Source organism: uncultured Bacteroides sp., from assembly GCF_910578895.1.
In the GTDB taxonomy this organism is placed as follows: domain Bacteria; phylum Bacteroidota; class Bacteroidia; order Bacteroidales; family Bacteroidaceae; genus Bacteroides.
This window is the reverse complement of the sequence record NZ_CAJTSC010000019.1, coordinates 24,965-42,916: the sequence shown is the minus strand read 5'-3', so window position 1 is coordinate 42,916 and position 17,952 is coordinate 24,965. Positions and strand designations below refer to the sequence as shown.

At 49.2% G+C, this 17,952-nt stretch carries 12 protein-coding genes; 6 read left to right on the top strand and 6 right to left on the bottom strand.

Annotation, left to right across the window (positions count from 1 at the left end):
• Positions 1–370 precede the first annotated feature (370 nt).
• A complete protein-coding gene (locus QZ327_RS06865; protein ID WP_294618227.1) occupies positions 371–607 on the top strand; it encodes a DUF4160 domain-containing protein in 237 nt (78 codons plus the stop codon).
• 37 nt (positions 608–644) lie between these two features.
• A complete protein-coding gene (locus QZ327_RS06860) occupies positions 645–1,058 on the top strand; it encodes a DUF2442 domain-containing protein (protein ID WP_294618225.1) in 414 nt (137 codons plus the stop codon).
• Between the two features lie 75 nt (positions 1,059–1,133).
• On the opposite strand, the gene QZ327_RS06855 is transcribed toward QZ327_RS06860, so the two are convergent.
• The 4 genes from QZ327_RS06855 to QZ327_RS06840 all read right to left on the bottom strand — a co-directional run bounded on the left by QZ327_RS06855 (position 1,134) and on the right by QZ327_RS06840 (position 8,750).
• Complete coding sequence (locus QZ327_RS06855) at positions 1,134–1,586, bottom strand: cupin domain-containing protein (protein ID WP_294618223.1); 453 nt, start codon at positions 1,584–1,586, stop codon at positions 1,134–1,136.
• A 22-nt stretch (positions 1,587–1,608) separates the two neighbouring features.
• Complete coding sequence (locus tag QZ327_RS06850; RefSeq protein WP_294618240.1) at positions 1,609–2,688, bottom strand: aldose epimerase family protein; 1,080 nt, start codon at positions 2,686–2,688, stop codon at positions 1,609–1,611.
• Between the two features lie 77 nt (positions 2,689–2,765).
• Positions 2,766–6,806 (bottom strand): two-component regulator propeller domain-containing protein, encoded by a 4,041-nt coding sequence (locus QZ327_RS06845; protein WP_294618221.1) that lies wholly within the window; start codon positions 6,804–6,806, stop codon positions 2,766–2,768.
• A gap of 42 nt (positions 6,807–6,848) precedes the next feature.
• Positions 6,849–8,750 (bottom strand): hypothetical protein, encoded by a 1,902-nt coding sequence (locus tag QZ327_RS06840; protein WP_294618219.1) that lies wholly within the window; start codon positions 8,748–8,750, stop codon positions 6,849–6,851.
• A gap of 241 nt (positions 8,751–8,991) precedes the next feature.
• On the opposite strand from QZ327_RS06840, the gene QZ327_RS06835 reads away from it, so the two are divergent.
• Positions 8,992–10,959: a sulfatase gene (locus QZ327_RS06835; protein ID WP_294618217.1), complete on the top strand. Its 1,968-nt coding sequence runs from the start codon at positions 8,992–8,994 to the stop codon at positions 10,957–10,959.
• 162 nt (positions 10,960–11,121) lie between these two features.
• Here QZ327_RS06835 and QZ327_RS06830 read toward each other — a convergent pair whose 3' ends face one another.
• Both QZ327_RS06830 and QZ327_RS06825 read right to left on the bottom strand, forming a co-directional pair.
• Positions 11,122–12,492: an MATE family efflux transporter gene (locus QZ327_RS06830; RefSeq protein ID WP_294618215.1), complete on the bottom strand. Its 1,371-nt coding sequence runs from the start codon at positions 12,490–12,492 to the stop codon at positions 11,122–11,124.
• Between the two features lie 240 nt (positions 12,493–12,732).
• On the bottom strand, positions 12,733–12,981 hold the full coding sequence (locus QZ327_RS06825; RefSeq protein WP_294618214.1) for a hypothetical protein: 249 nt from the start codon (positions 12,979–12,981) through the stop codon (positions 12,733–12,735).
• Positions 12,982–13,439: 458 nt separating this feature from the next.
• On the opposite strand from QZ327_RS06825, the gene lysS reads away from it, so the two are divergent.
• The 3 genes from lysS (at position 13,440) to QZ327_RS06810 (ending at position 17,871) form a co-directional block, all read left to right on the top strand.
• A complete protein-coding gene (lysS, locus tag QZ327_RS06820) occupies positions 13,440–15,164 on the top strand; it encodes a lysine--tRNA ligase (protein ID WP_294618212.1) in 1,725 nt (574 codons plus the stop codon).
• An 84-nt stretch (positions 15,165–15,248) separates the two neighbouring features.
• Positions 15,249–16,244, top strand: a complete 996-nt coding sequence (locus tag QZ327_RS06815; RefSeq protein WP_294618210.1) for an NAD(P)H-dependent glycerol-3-phosphate dehydrogenase — start codon at positions 15,249–15,251, stop codon at positions 16,242–16,244.
• Between the two features lie 289 nt (positions 16,245–16,533).
• Positions 16,534–17,871, top strand: coding sequence for a glucose-6-phosphate isomerase (locus QZ327_RS06810; RefSeq protein ID WP_294618208.1), 1,338 nt, complete (start codon positions 16,534–16,536; stop codon positions 17,869–17,871).
• Positions 17,872–17,952 lie beyond the last annotated feature (81 nt).

Below are 17,952 nucleotides of genomic sequence, written 5' to 3'. Positions count from 1 at the left end.
GGATTACAGAAAAGTGGTACAGCGATCCCGAAATGTTAAAATCAATAAGTATTTGACACAAAGCCCCAACCATTCCATCCGGAAACCACAATCAGATTTTTCCTGTCTCAACAGATTACAGGAAGGGGTATATTGTACCTTCATATTTTCGGAAGCCGGAAAACGATATTAGGGTTCAGGGACATACAGAAGCAAACAGTTGGAGTTTTGAGCGCGAAAATATCAACTACGGTGCAAATCCGTCTCGCAAGATGAAGAAACTGTTTTCTATGTTAAAAGGATATAATTGCATATCTTTTTAATGTAAAAGCAACTACAGGATATAAAATTATATTCTATCTTTGTGATAGAATCAATAAACAAGTATGATATGCCAACCGTTTTAGATTTATTCGGATTGAAATTTCTTATATTCACAGCAGACCATCAGCCGCCTCATTGTCACGTAAAGAGCGTTAATGGTTCTGCAAAGTTTGAAATTAAAGATGGGGTCAGATTGATTGAAAGTACATTAAAACCTAAAGAGTTGAAATTGGCAGAATATGTACTTGAAGAGAACCTGGAAAACATCCAAGATGCATGGAGAAAATATCATGGAGAGTTTTAAATATTCGATTTTCCATTAATAAAGAAAGGAGATTGATATGAAAGTTGTTAAATTATGGTTTGAAAATGGAAGAATCTATGTGACCAATGATAAAGAAGAGACTTTATACCAATCTTTGAAGTTCTATCCCCGTTTGCTGGTTGCCACCAATGAACAACGTGCCAAGTATGAACTATGGGATTACGGCATTCGTTGGGATGAGATAGATGAAGATATGAGCTATGAGAGTTTCTATTATGATGACACTAAAGAACCCGCTCCCGGTATTCAGGACGCTTTCCTGTCACATCCGGAGTTAAACATTTCGGCGGTTGCCCGACGGATGGGTATACAGCAGAGTTTGTTGGCAAGCTATATAAAGGGAACAAAAACACCTTCGCCAGAACGCAGAAAACTAATATTGGATACTATACATGAGATTGGCAGTTCACTTCAAGCCGTGTCGTTTTAAAGAATACCCCCTTCACCTGCAAGCCCCGATAAACAGGGCGCAGTGAAGGGGGTATGGGTAAAATGAAAACTAAATTTATTTCAAGAAATCGGCTCTCATCGGGGCAAAACAATCGATAAGTATCCCCGGTTCCAAGCAGACACAACCGTGCAACACATCCGGTTCGATATAGATGCCGTCACCGGCTTTTACTACCTTCTTCTCGTCTCCTACCGTAAACTCGAATTTTCCACTTGCCACATAAGTGGTTTGTGTATGGTAATGCGTGTGGGGAGTACCTATCGCCCCTTTTTCAAACTTCACCTTTACCAGCATCACTTGCCCGTCATAACCCATTATCTGCCGGGTGACACCCGTACCTGCCGGTTCCCATGCTTTCTCTCCGCTGACAAACGTTGTACTTCTTGTTTTTTTAACAGACGCACCGGACATCTTTCCGTCATTCGTTTCGCCTGCACACAGGTTAGAAGCCATAAAGAGCGATACAGCCACTAAACATACATACTTTTTCCAGTTTCTCATTTTCATAATCGATAATTTTAATACAAAATTAGTTTGTTTCAGGTAATACTTCAAATTTATATACAGTAATTTGCCGATAAGTTTCTCCCGGCAACAGCACGGTGGTCGGGAAATGAGGATTGTGAGGCGAGTCCGGGAAATGCTGCATTTCAAGACAGAAACCGTAATATCTTCCATAAGAGTGGTGCGCATACCCTTTCAAATAACTTAAATCGGAAGCCGGGGTATAGAACTGCATGCCCGGCTCGGTGGTATATGCTTTCAATACCCTGCCGGAAACCGGTTCTACGACTTCCGCCGCAAGCGTCAAAGCGCCCGGTTGCTTATTGAGTTTATAATTGGTGTCATATCCTCTTCCCAACTTCCCGATACGTTGCCTTACCGATTGTAAAGTCCTGAAATCATAATCCGTTCCTGCCACTGCCGCCAGTTCTCCCGTCGGAATGCCCATGGAGTCGACCGACGTTATCGAGTCTGCCGCAATCCTGTAATAATGGTCCAGTATATTTTCGTTGCATCCGGTCAGGTTGAAATAGCTATGATTGGTGAGATTAACCACAGTAGGCTTGTCCGTCGATGCCTCGTAATCCAAAATAACCTCATTGTTACCGGTCAGCTTATAAGCCAACGAAAGGTTCAGATTTCCGGGGAAACCTCCCTCCCGGTCCGGACTTAAATACCTGAACACAACCACCGCAGTATCTTTGACGACATACGATGTATCGGTATCAAACACCCGGGTATGAAATCCTTTCACTCCGCCATGAATAGAATGTGCCTTATTATTCTTTTCCAACCGGTAGAGGGCATTGTCCAAACTGAACTCCGCATTTCTAATTCTGTTTGCAAACCTCCCTACGGTAGCACCAAGCTTAGGTTGCCTGCCCAAATAGTGCCGCAGACTGTCGAGACCTAAAACCACTGGCTCGAAAACCCCGTTCCTGTCGGGTGCGGAGACAAAAGCCAGAGACGCTCCGTAGTTGGTAACCTCAACGGTCATTCCCTGCTTGTTGGTTATTTTAAAAAGCTCAACCGTTTTTCCCTCGTATTGCAGACTGTCCTTCCTGATTATAAGAAAGTCCGGCCTCTTCTCCCACCCGCATGACATAAGCAGGGAAGCGGCAAACATTAAAAAAAAGATGTATAAAGTATTTGTCTTCATCATAACAACATGCAATATCCCTGTTATTTCTTCCCATACTCTGTAGGAAGGCATCCCATATATTTCTTGAAACGGGCGGCAAAATAGGAAGGGGTATTATACCCTACCATGAAACTGATTTCGGAAACCGTATACTTGCCCTCTTTCAACAACTGGCAAGCACGGTTGAAACGTATCTTATGGATAAAGTCAATCGCCGACTTGCCCGTAATCGCCTTCAGCTTCAGGTGAAGATTGGATCGGCTCATATTCATCTCGCTGGCAAACTGTTCCGTTGAGAACTCTACATTATCCATGTTCTTTTCAATCACGGCTATCGCCTTTCTCAACAGTTCTTCGTCCATTGTGTTGTTTGCCAGTTTTTCCGGTTCCACTTCAGTGGTATTGGAATAGTGCTCAAAAGCACGGTAACGCGTACGCAACACATTCAGTATCTTGTTTTTCAAGATTGGCATAGAGAAAGGCTTAGGGATATAATCGTCCGCTCCCACCTGGAAACCTTCCAACTGGTATTTCGTGTCGACTTTTGCCGAGAGCATGTACACAGGAATATGGCAAGTACGTATGTTTTGCTTGATAGCCTTGCATAATTTCACGCCATCCATCACAGGCATCATGACATCGGTAATCACCAAATCGACGCTCTGCTCTTTCAATACATCCAAGGCTTTCTGACCGTTGTCCGCTTCCAACAAATTAAAATCGCTTGATAAGCCGCTCACCAAATATTGCCGGAGTTCCAGGTTATCATCCACAACCAAAATCGTCCCCCGCTTTTCTTTTTCCCCGTCCGCCAACGCACTTGTTTCCAACGGTTCTTCATCATCGACATAGACATCGTGCGCATTGGTATAATAAGCGCGCTGCTCCTTGACGCTTCCTTCCTGTGCCAGCAACTCTTCGGAGGTATACACCGATTTATCCTGCGGTATATAAATGGAGAATGTGGAGCCTTCGCCCACCTTGCTTTCCAAGGTGATGCGTCCATGATGCAAATCTACCAGACGTTGCACCAACGACAGCCCTATGCCGCTTCCTTCATGTCCGCTTTCCGCCTGATAAAAACGTTCAAATATCCTTTTCTGCTTCTCTTGCGGAATGCCGTTGCCCGTATCAATCACTTGCAGGACCAGGTAATTATTCTCCTTATAAAGACGTACGGTAATGCACTCCCCTTTTTCCGTATATTTAAAAGCGTTTGAGAGCAGGTTGTTTACAATCAAATCCAAATAGGTCTCATCAAACAACAACTCCTCATCTTGCAGTTCGGTGTACAAGTTATAATCTATATCCTTTCTTTTCGACAGATTTTCATAGTTCAAGAAACTGCCCAATACCTTTTTATAGGCATTGGCATATACGGGACGCAGTTCGAAAATACCCAATTCGGCACGACGGTAATCCATTAGCTGGTTGACCAGATGCAACAGGCGGTTCGTATTGCGCTGGATGTACGACAGCTTTTCATGCTCCCAATGCCCTTTAACACGTTCGATAAGTTCCTGCAACGGAGTGACAATCAAGGTAAGAGGGGTACGAAGTTCATGGGAGATATCAATATAAAAGCGGATTTTCATCTGACTGATTTCTTCCTGCTTCTCCTTGTCCAACCGTTCCATGCGGATTTCCGTCTGCATGCTTTTACGCAGCCAGAAGAAACGGAATATGCCGAAAAGCAGCAGGAGGAAAGAGACTACGAAAAGCGAAAGCGCCCACCAGGTACAATACCAGACCGGAAGCACCCGGATGTGGAGAGCCGCCACTTCCTTGCTCCACTTTCCATCATTATTGGCAGCTTTCAAAAGGAATGTATAGTCTCCTGCCGGCAAATTGGAATAGGATACCGGACTTATATCGCCCTGCTTATACCACTCCTCATTATATCCTTCCAGTTTATAAGCAAAAGTATTGTGCACGCCCGCTATATAATTAGACACGACAAATGAGATGGAAAAAGAGTTCTGGGAAGATTTCAGCGTGATATGGTCGACACATTCGATGTTTTCCTTAAGTATCCCGGTTCCGTCATTCGGCAGCACTTCCTTGTTGAATACGAAAAGCTTGTTGATTACCGGCTTGGGCGTATAAGGGTTATCTATCAGCGTCTCCGGACGGAAGGAAGTAATTCCGTTAATGCCGCCAAACAACATGTGTCCATTGCTGATGCGACAATAAGAACCGGCATTAAACTGATTGCTCTGCAAGCCGTCTACTACCGTGAAATTACGCAATTTCCGGCTGTCGGGATTGAAACAGCTCAGTCCCTGGTTGCTACTTATCCACAAACGCCCATAGCCGTCTTCCAAAACTCCGTAGATAACATTACTCGGCAAACCGTCGTCCGTCGTATATTGCAAAAGCTCCTTATCACCTTCGCGCAGGGCAAAAAGCCCGTTACGCGTACCGACCCATATATCACCGGATAAATCCTCATAAATGCAATTCACAAAAGACTGCTTTAAATCGGTGGTTATAGGGAAATCGGCATTAGCCTGCAAAGACATGCCAAACTGATTGTATACGGAAAGCCCCAGTTTGCCACCCACCCAAATACGTTTTTCAGAGTCCCTGAACAACAAAAGATTAGATTTTTGTATGGGGCGCCCCTCCACATCTTCGTCTATAACGGTAAAACGCTTCTCCGCAATGTCGAAATGCAACAAGTAATCCAAAGAAGATATCCAAAGCCCCCCTTTCTCATCCGAGATAATGGAATAGATATGATTACTTGGCAAACCGCTGTTCTGCTGGTTATAGAACTCCTTCTTTCCCGTTTTACGATGCAGCACCATCATGCCGCCGGCATGGGCACCTACATATACCTTATCGGTAGGTTCGTCCACATACACAGTCTTGATATCCTTGAAAGGAACCCCATCCGACGCATCGGGATTGAACAGGTAGTTTTTATAGCTCTTCGTCGCACTGTCATAGAAGTTCAAGCCGCCGTCACTTGTACCAATCCACAGATTGCTCTTCCTGTCTTCTACGATACAATTTATCACATTGTCGCTTAATGAGTTGCGGAACGGGATATGCTTTATCTGCTGGAAACGGTTGCACAAGGGGTGATAATAGTTCAGCCCTCCCCAATACGTCCCCAGCCACATGCCGCCTTGCGTATCCCTGAATATGCAACGCACCGAATTCTGAGACAAGGTTCCCGCCTCGGTCATGGAACTCTCCAATGAGGAAAAACAATCTTTCCCTTCATCGTATATATTCAATCCGTTATAAGTCCCTACCCATAAGCGGTTCTCCCGGTCCAATGCGAGCGAACGCACATAATTGGAACTCAAGCCGGACGTCTTATCCTCGTAGCGATAGTTCCTCAGCTTTTTAGTCTTCAGGTCATATATGTACAGTCCGCTACCCTCGGTGGCTATCCATAGCCGATTAGACATCTGGCATAAAATCCCGTTTATCTGTACTTTGGCAGGCAGTTCCACCAGTTTTTGCAGCGAACCGTCACGTAAAAAACAGGTATACAACCCGCCCTCCGTACCAATGTACACACACTCTTCCGACTTCACCAATGTGGTGGGCTTCAGCGAATGCAAAGCCGTAGATAAAGTATCGCCTATAAATCGTCCGTCCTTTACATCGAACAACAAGATGCCCTCCGACGTTCCGAGCATCAGCCAATCCTTTTGCAGAGGCACTATATTAGCGATAGCCACATTCTGTTCTTTTCTGTTATAATAGAAATTGGAAAACTCATTCTGACGGCGGTTATAGAGCGACAGACCGTCACGTGTTCCTATCCAGATACGGTTGTCGTCATCAACAGCCACACAACGGATGATGTCACTGGCTATGCTCTTGGGGTCCTTATATTGATGGCGATAGACCGTAAAATTATAACCGTCATATTTATTAAGCCCGTCGTAAGTGGCAAACCACAAATTGCCTTCCTTGTCCTGGTTAATTCCGAATATTGTACTATGCGACAATCCATCTTCCAAACCTATATGAGTGAAACGCATCCCATCTATCTCCTCGGCAAGCCCGATGCCGGCAAACAGCATTCCACATAACGTTAGTAAAAAACGAAATAGCTCCATACATTATATATTAATAGTACAAGACAAAGAAACAAAAATATATTAATTATACATGATTTTGACTACCATTTTTTTGTCCGGGCTCTCCGGGAATACCTGCAGAGGGATAAAAGAGAAACCCGGCACCAGATTGAATATACGCCCGTCTTCATCGGTAGGAGCCACTTTCAATTGCCCGTTTACACACGTAACCTCCAGTGTCCCGTCCGCTCTACGGATGCGCATATCCTTCGGACCCATTTCGGCTACGTCCGAGGGCGAAGCAATCACCGGCAAAACCAGACAGGCGGAAAGAGGACAATGCTCCATGCTTATGGTCACACCCTGCTTGGAATAGACATAATCCATATCCACCGGTATCGGACCTTGAACCGGGGAGTGCTGATCGATATCCACCAGATGCGTGCTCACATGGAAGCGGTGCGCATCTTTCTCCTTGGTATAAACGATGTCCGCATCCAGGTCGTCGAGGTTACTGTAGACTGTTCCGTACTGCACCATCTCTACCCTCGGAGTGCCGCTCATTATATGTTTACGGCTGTTGCTCTGCATATTGGGCGCTTCTATCAACGTATAGCGGTTCATCGTGGCGGCAAATACGGGACCTGCCTGTGCATGCCACAGCAACGAAACGGCACCGCCCATGGGATGCGTCCCCTTTACTTTATACTCGGCATCGTATCCTGTAAATGTAGCCCTCCAGGGTCCTTCCGCCACCAGCCATGTACGGATATCCCGGAAGAATTTCACGCCATACTCCGCATCGCGCGGCAGAGCCTTCCCGGGCTTCGCCTTGACAGGCGGCAGTTCCAGGAAAGCAGTCAGCGCTTTGGCATGCCCGAAAGTGTGGTGGATGCAAGCCGGAATCCCAGAGGCACGATAATCCCTGCCGGCATGAAGCAGCCCGTTTGCCGTAGACCTTGCCAATAGCCGCACATTGCGGCGGATAGCTTCCAGATACTCCGGATGGCGCTCTGCCAAAGCATAATAACCACCCATGAACCCGTCGCTTGTACGTCCGCCCCAATAGGTCCACTTAAAGCTGCGCGTGCCCCAGCTGTTATCCCACGCTCCATCGGGCAGCATAAATTCCAAATGGGTATTCATGGAGCGTTCCACAATTGCCAACAACTCCCGGTCGTCCACCATAAGCGCATAATAAGCCAGATTGGGCAGCGACTCTTCGATGTTATAGCCTAAATCGACGGGAAGGCAGCCGTTCTTTGTCGGGCTCCAGATTTTAGGTCCTTCTCCATACAAGAAGCAGTCGTTTGCCGTGAAAAAGCTCCGCAAATCCGAAGCCACAACCCGCGCCTCCGCTTTAAAATCCGGACGATCAAACATCCCGCCAAGGGCTTGCAAGGCATAAGTGACCGAGGCGGAATAGTTCACATTGTTCAGACGCTTCATACTTCCCTGCATGCGGCGGCTGTACATCTGAGGGTTCCGCATCATAAAATCACCGGCTTCCAGCAGTTGCCGCTTCCAGTGGTTTCGGGTGGAATCGTCCAGCAGATGTCCGTGATAGTGCAACGCCTCATACAGGGCAATAGCGGCAAATACGGTCGTACCGCTCCAGTCCGACACATGTACGTCATTCATCCACGAACCGTCCGGACGATGCACGTTTTCCATCCAAGTCATCAGACGCTTGGCGGCAGACAAGTATTTTTCATTCCCGGTCCTGTCCGCCAGATACATCAAAGGCAACACGGCGTCACCTATCCGCCCGTGAATGCGGGCGCATGCAGGACATAAGATGCCGCCGTCGAGCGTAGGTCCCATTCCCGCGCATTGATGGGCGAGCAGCGCATCCACCCACTCCACCAACAACCGTTCCGCTTCACCGCGTAAGTCATTATCCGAAAAAACGATATTCCCGGCACGTACTTGTCCGGATAAAGAGAGCACACAAAACAGTGCTGCAACGAAGAGATTTCTCATACCATCGATATTTAAGATTTATGTCTCAAAAGTAAGGCTTTCGGCCCACATGCCGCCGTTCTTTTATCCAATACCCCGCAACGCCTGTCCAAGAGCAGCCCTAATATTGTCCAATTCCTATCAAATTTGTCGAAAAACGACCCTTAAGCACAATATTGACAGCTTTTTGCACACCAAAGGGCACGTATTCCCCCCGAATGTCCTACCTTAGCGTACCGTTAATAAAAAAAACTGATATAAGATGAAGAACTTACCTCTATTAATGTGCACTGCTTTCTGCGGACTACATGCCGCCCAAGCAGGCGCGGCGGACAACAAAAAAAAGGAACGTCCCAACATCCTTTGGCTCACCTTCGAAGACACCAGCGCCTACGAGTTCGGTTGTTACGGCAACAAGGATGTGCACACGCCCAACGCGGACAGCCTTGCCGCCCACGGCATACAGTTCATGAACGCGTGGTCGGTGGCTCCGCAAAGTTCCGCCGCACGCTCGTCGCTCATCACCGGCTGCTACTCCTCCACCTACGGGATGGACATCCATCCGGTTCCGTACGACACTCCGGCAAACATCTTCTTCCCGCAATGGCTGCGCGATGCCGGATATTATTGCGTCAACAACAACAAAACGCATTACAACTCCACGACCGACAACAAAATCTGTTGGGACGAATGCACGAAAGAAGCCTCCTACAGCAGCCCGAAGCGTGGCAAAGACCAACCCTTCTTCGCCGTCTACAACACCGTGACCTCGCACATGGGGCGCATACGCACGTTCCACACCGACGGACGGAGAGACTACACCAAAGAGGGGATTTATCCCGAATTGCTCACCTTGCCCTCTTACGTGCCCGACCTGCCCGAAGTACGTTCCGACTACGCCGGACACCTGGAAGCCGTGCAAGATGTGGACACATGGCTGGGCTTCTTCCTGAAAGACTTGAAAGAGAAGGGATTGGACGACAACACGATTATCTTCTTCTTCAGCGACCACGGCGGTTGCGTGCCGCGCGGCAAGGGCTATCTGTACGAAAGCGGGCTTGAAGTGCCGCTGATAGCCTATTTCCCACCCAAATGGCAACACCTGGCAGGAGAGAGGGCGTCGGGGAAAGACTACTCACTGGTCAACTTCACCGACTTAGGTCCTACCGTACTCAGCCTGGCAGGCATAAAACCGCCCAAGCACATGCAGGGAAAAGCCCTGTTCGGCAAATACGCTTCCGATGAAAAGCGTGAAATACAGTTTGCACTGGCAGCCAACCAGCTGCACCACTACATGCCGGTGCGCGCCGCCACCGACGGACGCTTCAAATACCTCCGCAGCTACATCCCCTACCGGCAGTTTGCCCTGCGCAACTATTACCAATGGGGCATGCCCTCCAACAAAGCGTGGGACAAGCTGGTATTGGGCGGACACAACACCAACCCCGGCTGGGCACAGACATTCGGCGCCCATCCTGCCGAAATGCTGTTCGACCTCGAGAAAGACCCGGGCGAACTGCACGACCTGTCCGGTGCTCCCGAATATGCGGAAGTATTGGCAAAGATGCGCAAAGCGCTTGCCGACCATATCCGTGCTACGGAGGACCTGGGTTTCTTCCTGCCTACCTCGCGCGAGCGCGTACTATTATATGATAAAGTGCGTAAAGAGAAATATCCTCTGGACGAGCTGTACAACCTCGTGGAACTGGCGGGCACAGCCCGCGCAAGCGATGCCCCGGCGCTGGAGAAAGCACTCTCCAGCCAATATCCCGAAATGCGCTACTGGGCATCGGTGGGCATGGCACAACTCGGAGCCAAAGGAGAGTTAAAAAGTTGCCCTGCCGCCCTGCTTGCCCTGCTGAACGATGCAGACCCCTACATAGCCTGCGAAGCCGCCTACGCCGCCGCCTATCTGGGAGAGACCGCCAAAGGCATCGAGCGCCTGAACAACCCGGCAAAAGAGGCCGACCGGAAAATAGGTTATTCCCTATTGGAATGCCTCTCTTTGGATAAAGCCATGCACCCCGCCATCCGCGTGCACCTGGCAGACCTGAAAGAGAAAGCCGAAACCCTGCCGCGCAAAGCGAACGAAGACGCCGGACTCATGGCACGCGGCATCCTGGTAAATCTGGGCGAAATGGATATAAAGAACCTCCACGGTCCCGAGTCCTACCAATTGGGACTGAAACTGAACCACGGGCGCCGGCCGATGGTTCCGCTGCCCGACTGATTTGACAAACGCACATCATCCCCCGCCGGATGAATGAAAACGGTTCGGCACGCAGAAACACTGAGACCCGGAGAAATGCAAAAGGAGAGCAGAATCAATTCTTGGTTCTCTCTCCGCATTTCTCCGGGTCTCAGTGTTTCCGCGCCCTACGTCTCCGTGCCTCTACGCCTCGGTGCTTCCGCCTTGCGCCCGTGCCTTGAACTTGCGGAACTGCCACATCAGCATAGCTCCTGCTATCAGGCTTGCCAGCAAGTCGGAAATCGGCATGCTGTACCAAACGCCTGCCACCCCGAAAAAGCGGGGCAGGATTATCAGGCAAGGCAGCAACAGCATCATCTGGCGGGTAAGGGAAAGAAATATCGCCTTACTCGCCTGCCCGATGCTCTGGAAGAAGTTTGCCGTAACCATCTGAAATCCGATGATGGGGAAAAACATCACTACAATACGCAGCCCTTTAGCCGACAGTCCGATGAGTTCGGCATCCGAAGTAAAGATACTCACCACCAGATTGGAGAACAGCATGCCTACAATGAAACCGAAAGTCGTGATGCAGGTCGCATAGATTATCGTCAGCTTCAGCGTCTTGATGACACGGGCATACAGACCGGCGCCGAAATTATAGCCCGCAATGGGTTGCATCCCCTGGTTCAGCCCCATTACAATCATCACCACGATAAACACCAGGCGGTTGACAATGCCGAAAGCGCCGATGGCCAAATCGCCGCCATGCTCCTTCAGCCCCTGATTGATAAGAATGACGATAAAGCACGCCGCCATGTTCATGAGGAACGGAGACATGCCGATTGCCAGCGAATCGAAGACAATCTTGCGCTTCAAGCGGAAAATGCCCCGATGGAAATGCAACAGTTCTTCCTTATTGCCGAATATCCTGAGCTGCCACATCAGTGATATGGCCTGCGCCACAATCGTGGCGATTGCCGCCCCGCGGATGCCCCAGCCGAAGCCGTAGATAAACACCGGGTCGAGTATCGTGTTGATGACCACCGTAGCGATAGTGGCATACATCGCCTTTTGCGGATGCCCCGAAGAGCGCAGCACGGCATTCAGCCCCAAGTAAAGATGCGTAACGGCATTCCCAAGCAGGATAATCTGCATATAGTCGCGCGCATAGCCCACCGTCTCGTCGCTGCCGCCGAAGAAATAAAGGATGGGGTCGAGAAACGCCATGACCACCACCGTAAACGCCACACCCAGCAGGATGTTCAGCACAAACACGTTGCCCAGCACCCGCTGCGCCGTGTCATAGTCACGCTGCCCCAACTTGACGGAAATCAGCGTGGATGCCCCCACGCCCACCAGCGAGCCGAAAGCCGCCGCAAGATTCATCAGCGGAAAGGTCAGCGCCAGCCCCGAGATTGCCATCGTACCCACACCGTGACCGATGAAGATACTGTCCACCATATTATACAAGGAAGATGCCGTCATGGCAATGATTGCCGGTACGGCGTACTGCATCAATAATTTACCGATATTCTCCGTGCCCAACGCTGTGGGTGTCTTTTGTCCTGTCATACTCTTTTTACCTTTTTTCAAGGGCACAAAGGTACTCATTTCCGGCGGCATCACCCGCCTTTTTGGATATTTTCTGTATTTTCGTACACGGCTTTTTCATTTACAGGAGTTAGAGAAGTTAAAAAGGAGTTATCGGCCTCTTCCAACTCCCCCCTTCAGCATGCTCTTTCGGGCATTCCTTTTGAAGCAAAAATCAAACAGGCTCCTACCCTTATCCTTTTCGCCTTTTTTGTCTTTTTGTCATTCCGCCCGTATCTTCTGACAATTTGTATTTTCCGTTGCCGCACAATCGGCTGTTTCCATCCTTACGTGCTGCCGGCGGAAAAAAACGGAACGGGAAACACCTATCTTTCCGACAACCAACACAGTAGCGAAATGTTTACAAACTAACCAGCGGAGAAAAACGCCGGAAATGCCGCGTGCGGGCATCCCGTCCGCCGGATATCGGCATCTTTTTCGAGCGGCATTGACATCGCTCGTGATAGACATTAATGCCTGTCATGATAGACATTAATGTCCCTCGCGAGCGATGTTAATGCCGCTCGGCTGAAACACTTGTATCTGTCGCCCGAAACACCTGCGTCCATCGGCAGAAAGTTCCGGTTTCTGCATAAACAGCGCATATCCATCGGAAAACGGAGCATATCTATCCGCACTTTATGCACGATACTCCTGTTTCGGCAACAAGCGAAAGGAAGGGGAGTAAGCAGAAAGGCGGTTTTGCCGCCTTTTTGTCATGATTCGAACGAATGACGCTTCACTTTGCACCCACGCAAACAGCCGGTGCCGGTTCGTTTCCGCCATACAACAGGAGCCGGGCTTTTATACGAAAAACACGAAACCATCTTTATCTTAATGACTGCCTTCACCATATTTCAAGGTAAAAAGGTTCTCTATCTTAAAAATGTTTCGTATTTTTGTCCCCAAATTGAGTGAATTATAGCGAAATGAACGTATTAGAACTAAGTGAACAAGAAATCATTCGTCGCAACAGCATGAATGAGCTTCGCGCGATGGGCATCGAACCCTATCCCGCAGCAGAGTATGTAACCAACGCTTTCTCTACCGATATCAAAAAAGAATTCGAAGATGACGCCGAACCGCGCCAGGTATCCGTGGCAGGACGCATCATGAGCCGCCGCGTCATGGGAAAAGCGTCTTTCATCGAACTACAGGACTCCAAGGGCCGCATCCAGGTTTATATCACCCGCGATGACATCTGCCCGGGCGAGGACAAGGAGATGTATAATACCGTATTCAAACGCTTGCTCGATTTGGGCGACTTCATCGGCATCGAAGGTTTCGTGTTCCGCACACAGATGGGCGAAATCAGTATCCATGCCAAAAAACTGACCGTGCTTGCCAAGAGCATCAAGCCGCTGCCTATCGTGAAATACAAGGACGGGGTGGCGTACGACTCGTTTGACGACCCGGAATTGCGCTACCGCCAGCGCTATGTGGACCTCATCGTCAACGACGGCGTCAAAGAGACATTCCTGAAACGCTCCACCATCATCAAAACCATGCGTGCCGTGCTGGACGAAGCCGGCTATACGGAAGTGGAAACACCCATCCTTCAATCCATTCCCGGCGGAGCAAGCGCACGCCCTTTCATAACCCACCACAACTCGCTGGACATTGACCTCTACCTGCGCATCGCTACCGAGCTTTATCTGAAGCGGCTCATCGTAGGCGGTTTTGAGGGTGTGTACGAAATCGGAAAGAATTTCCGCAACGAGGGCATGGACAAGAACCACAACCCGGAATTCACCTGCATGGAGCTGTACGTGCAATACAAGGACTACAACTGGATGATGAGTTTCACCGAGAAACTGCTCGAACGCATCTGCGTGGCGGTGAACGGCTGTCCGGAGACCACTATCGACGGAAAGACCATCAGCTTCAAGGCTCCCTACCGCCGTCTGCCCATCCTGGATGCCATCAAGGAGAAGACGGGTTACGACCTCAACGGCAAAGACGAAGAGGAAATCCGCCAGGTGTGCCGCGAACTCAACATGGAGATTGACGAAACCATGGGCAAGGGCAAGCTGATAGACGAAATCTTCGGCGAGTTCTGCGAAGGTACGTTCATACAGCCTACGTTCATCACCGACTATCCGGTAGAGATGAGCCCGCTGACCAAAATGCACCGCAGCAAACCGGGACTGACCGAACGCTTCGAACTGATGGTGAACGGCAAAGAGCTTGCCAACGCATACAGCGAGCTGAACGACCCCATCGACCAGGAAGAACGCTTCAAGGAGCAGTTGAAACTGAGCGAGAAGGGAGACGACGAGGCAATGTTCATCGACCAGGACTTCCTGAAAGCATTGCAATACGGCATGCCGCCTACATCGGGCATCGGCATCGGCATCGACCGCCTGACTATGTTGATGACGGGACAGGCGTTTATCCAGGAAGTGCTGTTCTTCCCGCAGATGCGTCCCGAAAAGGTGGTTGCGAAAGACGCGCCTGCCAAATTCATGGAACTGGGCATTCAGGAAGAGTGGGTGCCGGTTATCCAAAAAGCAGGATACAACCTGGTTGGCGACATGAAGGACGTAAACCCGCAGAAGCTGCACATGGACATCTGCGGCATCAACAAGAAATATAAATTAGGACTGACAAACCCGACTGTGAACGAAGTTACCGACTGGGTCGGCAAGATTTAAGGATTAAAATAAAGAATTAAAGATAAGAGGAGGGTGAGAGGAAACTCCTTCACCCTCTTTTGATTTTTAATTATTAATTTCGATATGAAACTACCCGGTAAGATAGCCATTATGGGCGGAGGAAGTTGGGCCACTGCCATTGCAAAAATGGTGTTGGCGCAAGAAGACACTATCAATTGGTATATGCGGCGCGATGACCGTATTACCGATTTCAAGCGTCTCGGTCATAACCCTGCCTACCTGACGGGCGTCAAGTTTGATACCAAGCGTATCAATTTCAACTCAAACATCAACGATGTAGTCAAGGAGTCGGACACGCTTATCTTTGTCACTCCTTCTCCTTATCTGAAAGCACACCTGAAGAAGCTGAAGACTAAAATCAAGGATAAATTCATCATCACCGCCATAAAAGGCATCGTGCCCGATGACAATGTGATTGTATCGGAATACTTCACGAAAGAATATGGCGTGCCTGCCGAGAACATTGCCGTGCTGGCAGGTCCCTGTCATGCGGAGGAGGTTGCATTGGAGCGGCTTTCCTATCTCACGATAGCTTGTCCCGACATAGACAAGGCGGACAAGTTCTCACGCCGTCTGGCAAATTCGTACATCAAGACTTCTGTCAGCAATGACGTGGCAGGCATAGAGTACGGTTCCGTGCTCAAGAATGTATATGCCATTGCCGCAGGCATTTGCAGCGGGCTGAAATATGGCGACAATTTCCAGGCTGTGCTCATGTCCAACGCCATACAGGAGATGAACCGCTTCCTGCAAACCGTGCATCCGCTGAACAGAAACGTCAGCGATTCTGTTTATCTGGGTGATATGCTGGTGACGGGATACTCCAACTTCAGCCGTAATCGCACGTTCGGAACGATGATAGGCAAAGGATATTCCGTAAAAAGTGCGCAAATAGAGATGGAAATGATAGCCGAAGGTTATTACGGAACCAAATGTATCAAGGAAATCAACAAGCATTATCACGTGAACATGCCGATACTGGATGCCGTATACAACATCTTGTATGAGCGTATCTCGCCGATGATTGAAATCAAATTGCTGACGGATTCGTTCCGGTAGTCCCCCCCTGCCGCATCCCCCCATCCCGGTAAGGAAGGAGGGAGGAAAGGAAGAAGAGAACCGGGAAGCATAACAGAGAAAAGATTAAGATAAGCAGATGTTGAAAACCGGTTTATATCATTGGCACTTACAACAAATACATTATTATATAACCCAAAGAGCATGTGGCAAGTCTCGGACAGCAGTATCATTCTGTCATTCCGGACCTGGTGAAGACCAAGCCTAAGTGACAGAGCAAAATGACAACTTGCTTCAGCCTTGGCACACACCTCTTGAAAATTAAAATATTATGATTAACTTGAACATCGAAAAAACTCTTGGATTCATTTCCAAAGAAAATGTTTCCGCCTACGAATCCCAAGTCAAGGCTGCACAGGAAGCATTGGAAAACGGTACCGGCAAAGGCAATGACTTCTTAGGCTGGTTGCATCTTCCCTCTTCCATTACAAAAGAGCACTTGGCAGACCTGAAAGCTACCGCACAGGTGTTGCGTGAGAACTGCGACGTGGTGGTGGTTGCCGGAATTGGCGGAAGCTACCTCGGCGCACGTGCCGTTATCGAGGCTTTGTCAAACAGCTTCACATGGTTGCAAGACAAGAAATCCGGTCCGGTTATCCTGTATGCGGGCCACAACATCGGCGAAGATTATCTGTACGAACTTACCGAATACCTGAAAGAGAAGAAATTCGGTATCATCAATATCTCCAAATCGGGAACTACCACTGAAACGGCTTTGGCTTTCCGCCTGCTGAAAAAGCAGTGCGAAGACCAACGCGGCAAGGAAATGGCGAAAAAAGTCATCGTTGCCGTTACGGATGCCAAGAAGGGTGCTGCCCGCATCACGGCAGACAATGAAGGCTACAAATCTTTCATCATCCCCGACAACGTAGGCGGCCGTTTCTCCGTACTCACTCCGGTAGGCCTGCTGCCTATCGCCGTTGCAGGCTTCGACATCGAGAAGCTGGTAGCCGGTGCGGCAGCCATGGAAAAGGCGTGCGGACAGGATGTTCCGTTTGCAGAAAATCCGGCAGCCCTCTATGCAGCCACCCGCAACGAACTTTACAAGAACGGCAAGAAGATTGAAATCCTCGTAAACTTCAACCCCAAGTTGCACTACGTCAGCGAATGGTGGAAGCAACTCTACGGTGAGTCCGAGGGTAAGGAGAACAAGGGCATCTTCCCCGCGTCCGTGGACTTCTCCACCGACCTGCACTCTATGGGACAATGGATTCAGGAAGGCGAACGTACCATCTACGAAACCGTGATTTCCGTAGAAAAGACCCAGTACTCCCTGCAAGTTCCTTCGGATGAAGCCAACCTGGACGGCCTGAACTTCCTTGCCGGCAAGCACGTGGACGAAGTGAACAAAATGGCGGAACTCGGCACACAATTGGCACACGTAGATGGTGGCGTGCCCAACATGCGCGTCGTTATTCCCGCACTGAACGAAGAGAGCATCGGCGAATTGCTCTATTTCTTTGAGAAAGCATGCGGCATCAGCGGTTACCTTTTAGGCGTCAATCCGTTCAACCAGCCGGGTGTAGAGGCTTATAAAAAGAATATGTTCGCCTTGCTGAACAAGCCGGGCTACGAAGAAGAGTCCAAGGCTATCCAGGCAAGACTGTAACAGTCGGCTCAAACACAGAGACACAGAGGTACAGAGTTTTCATGGATTTATTTCCCTTATATCTTTGTATCTCTGTGTTTC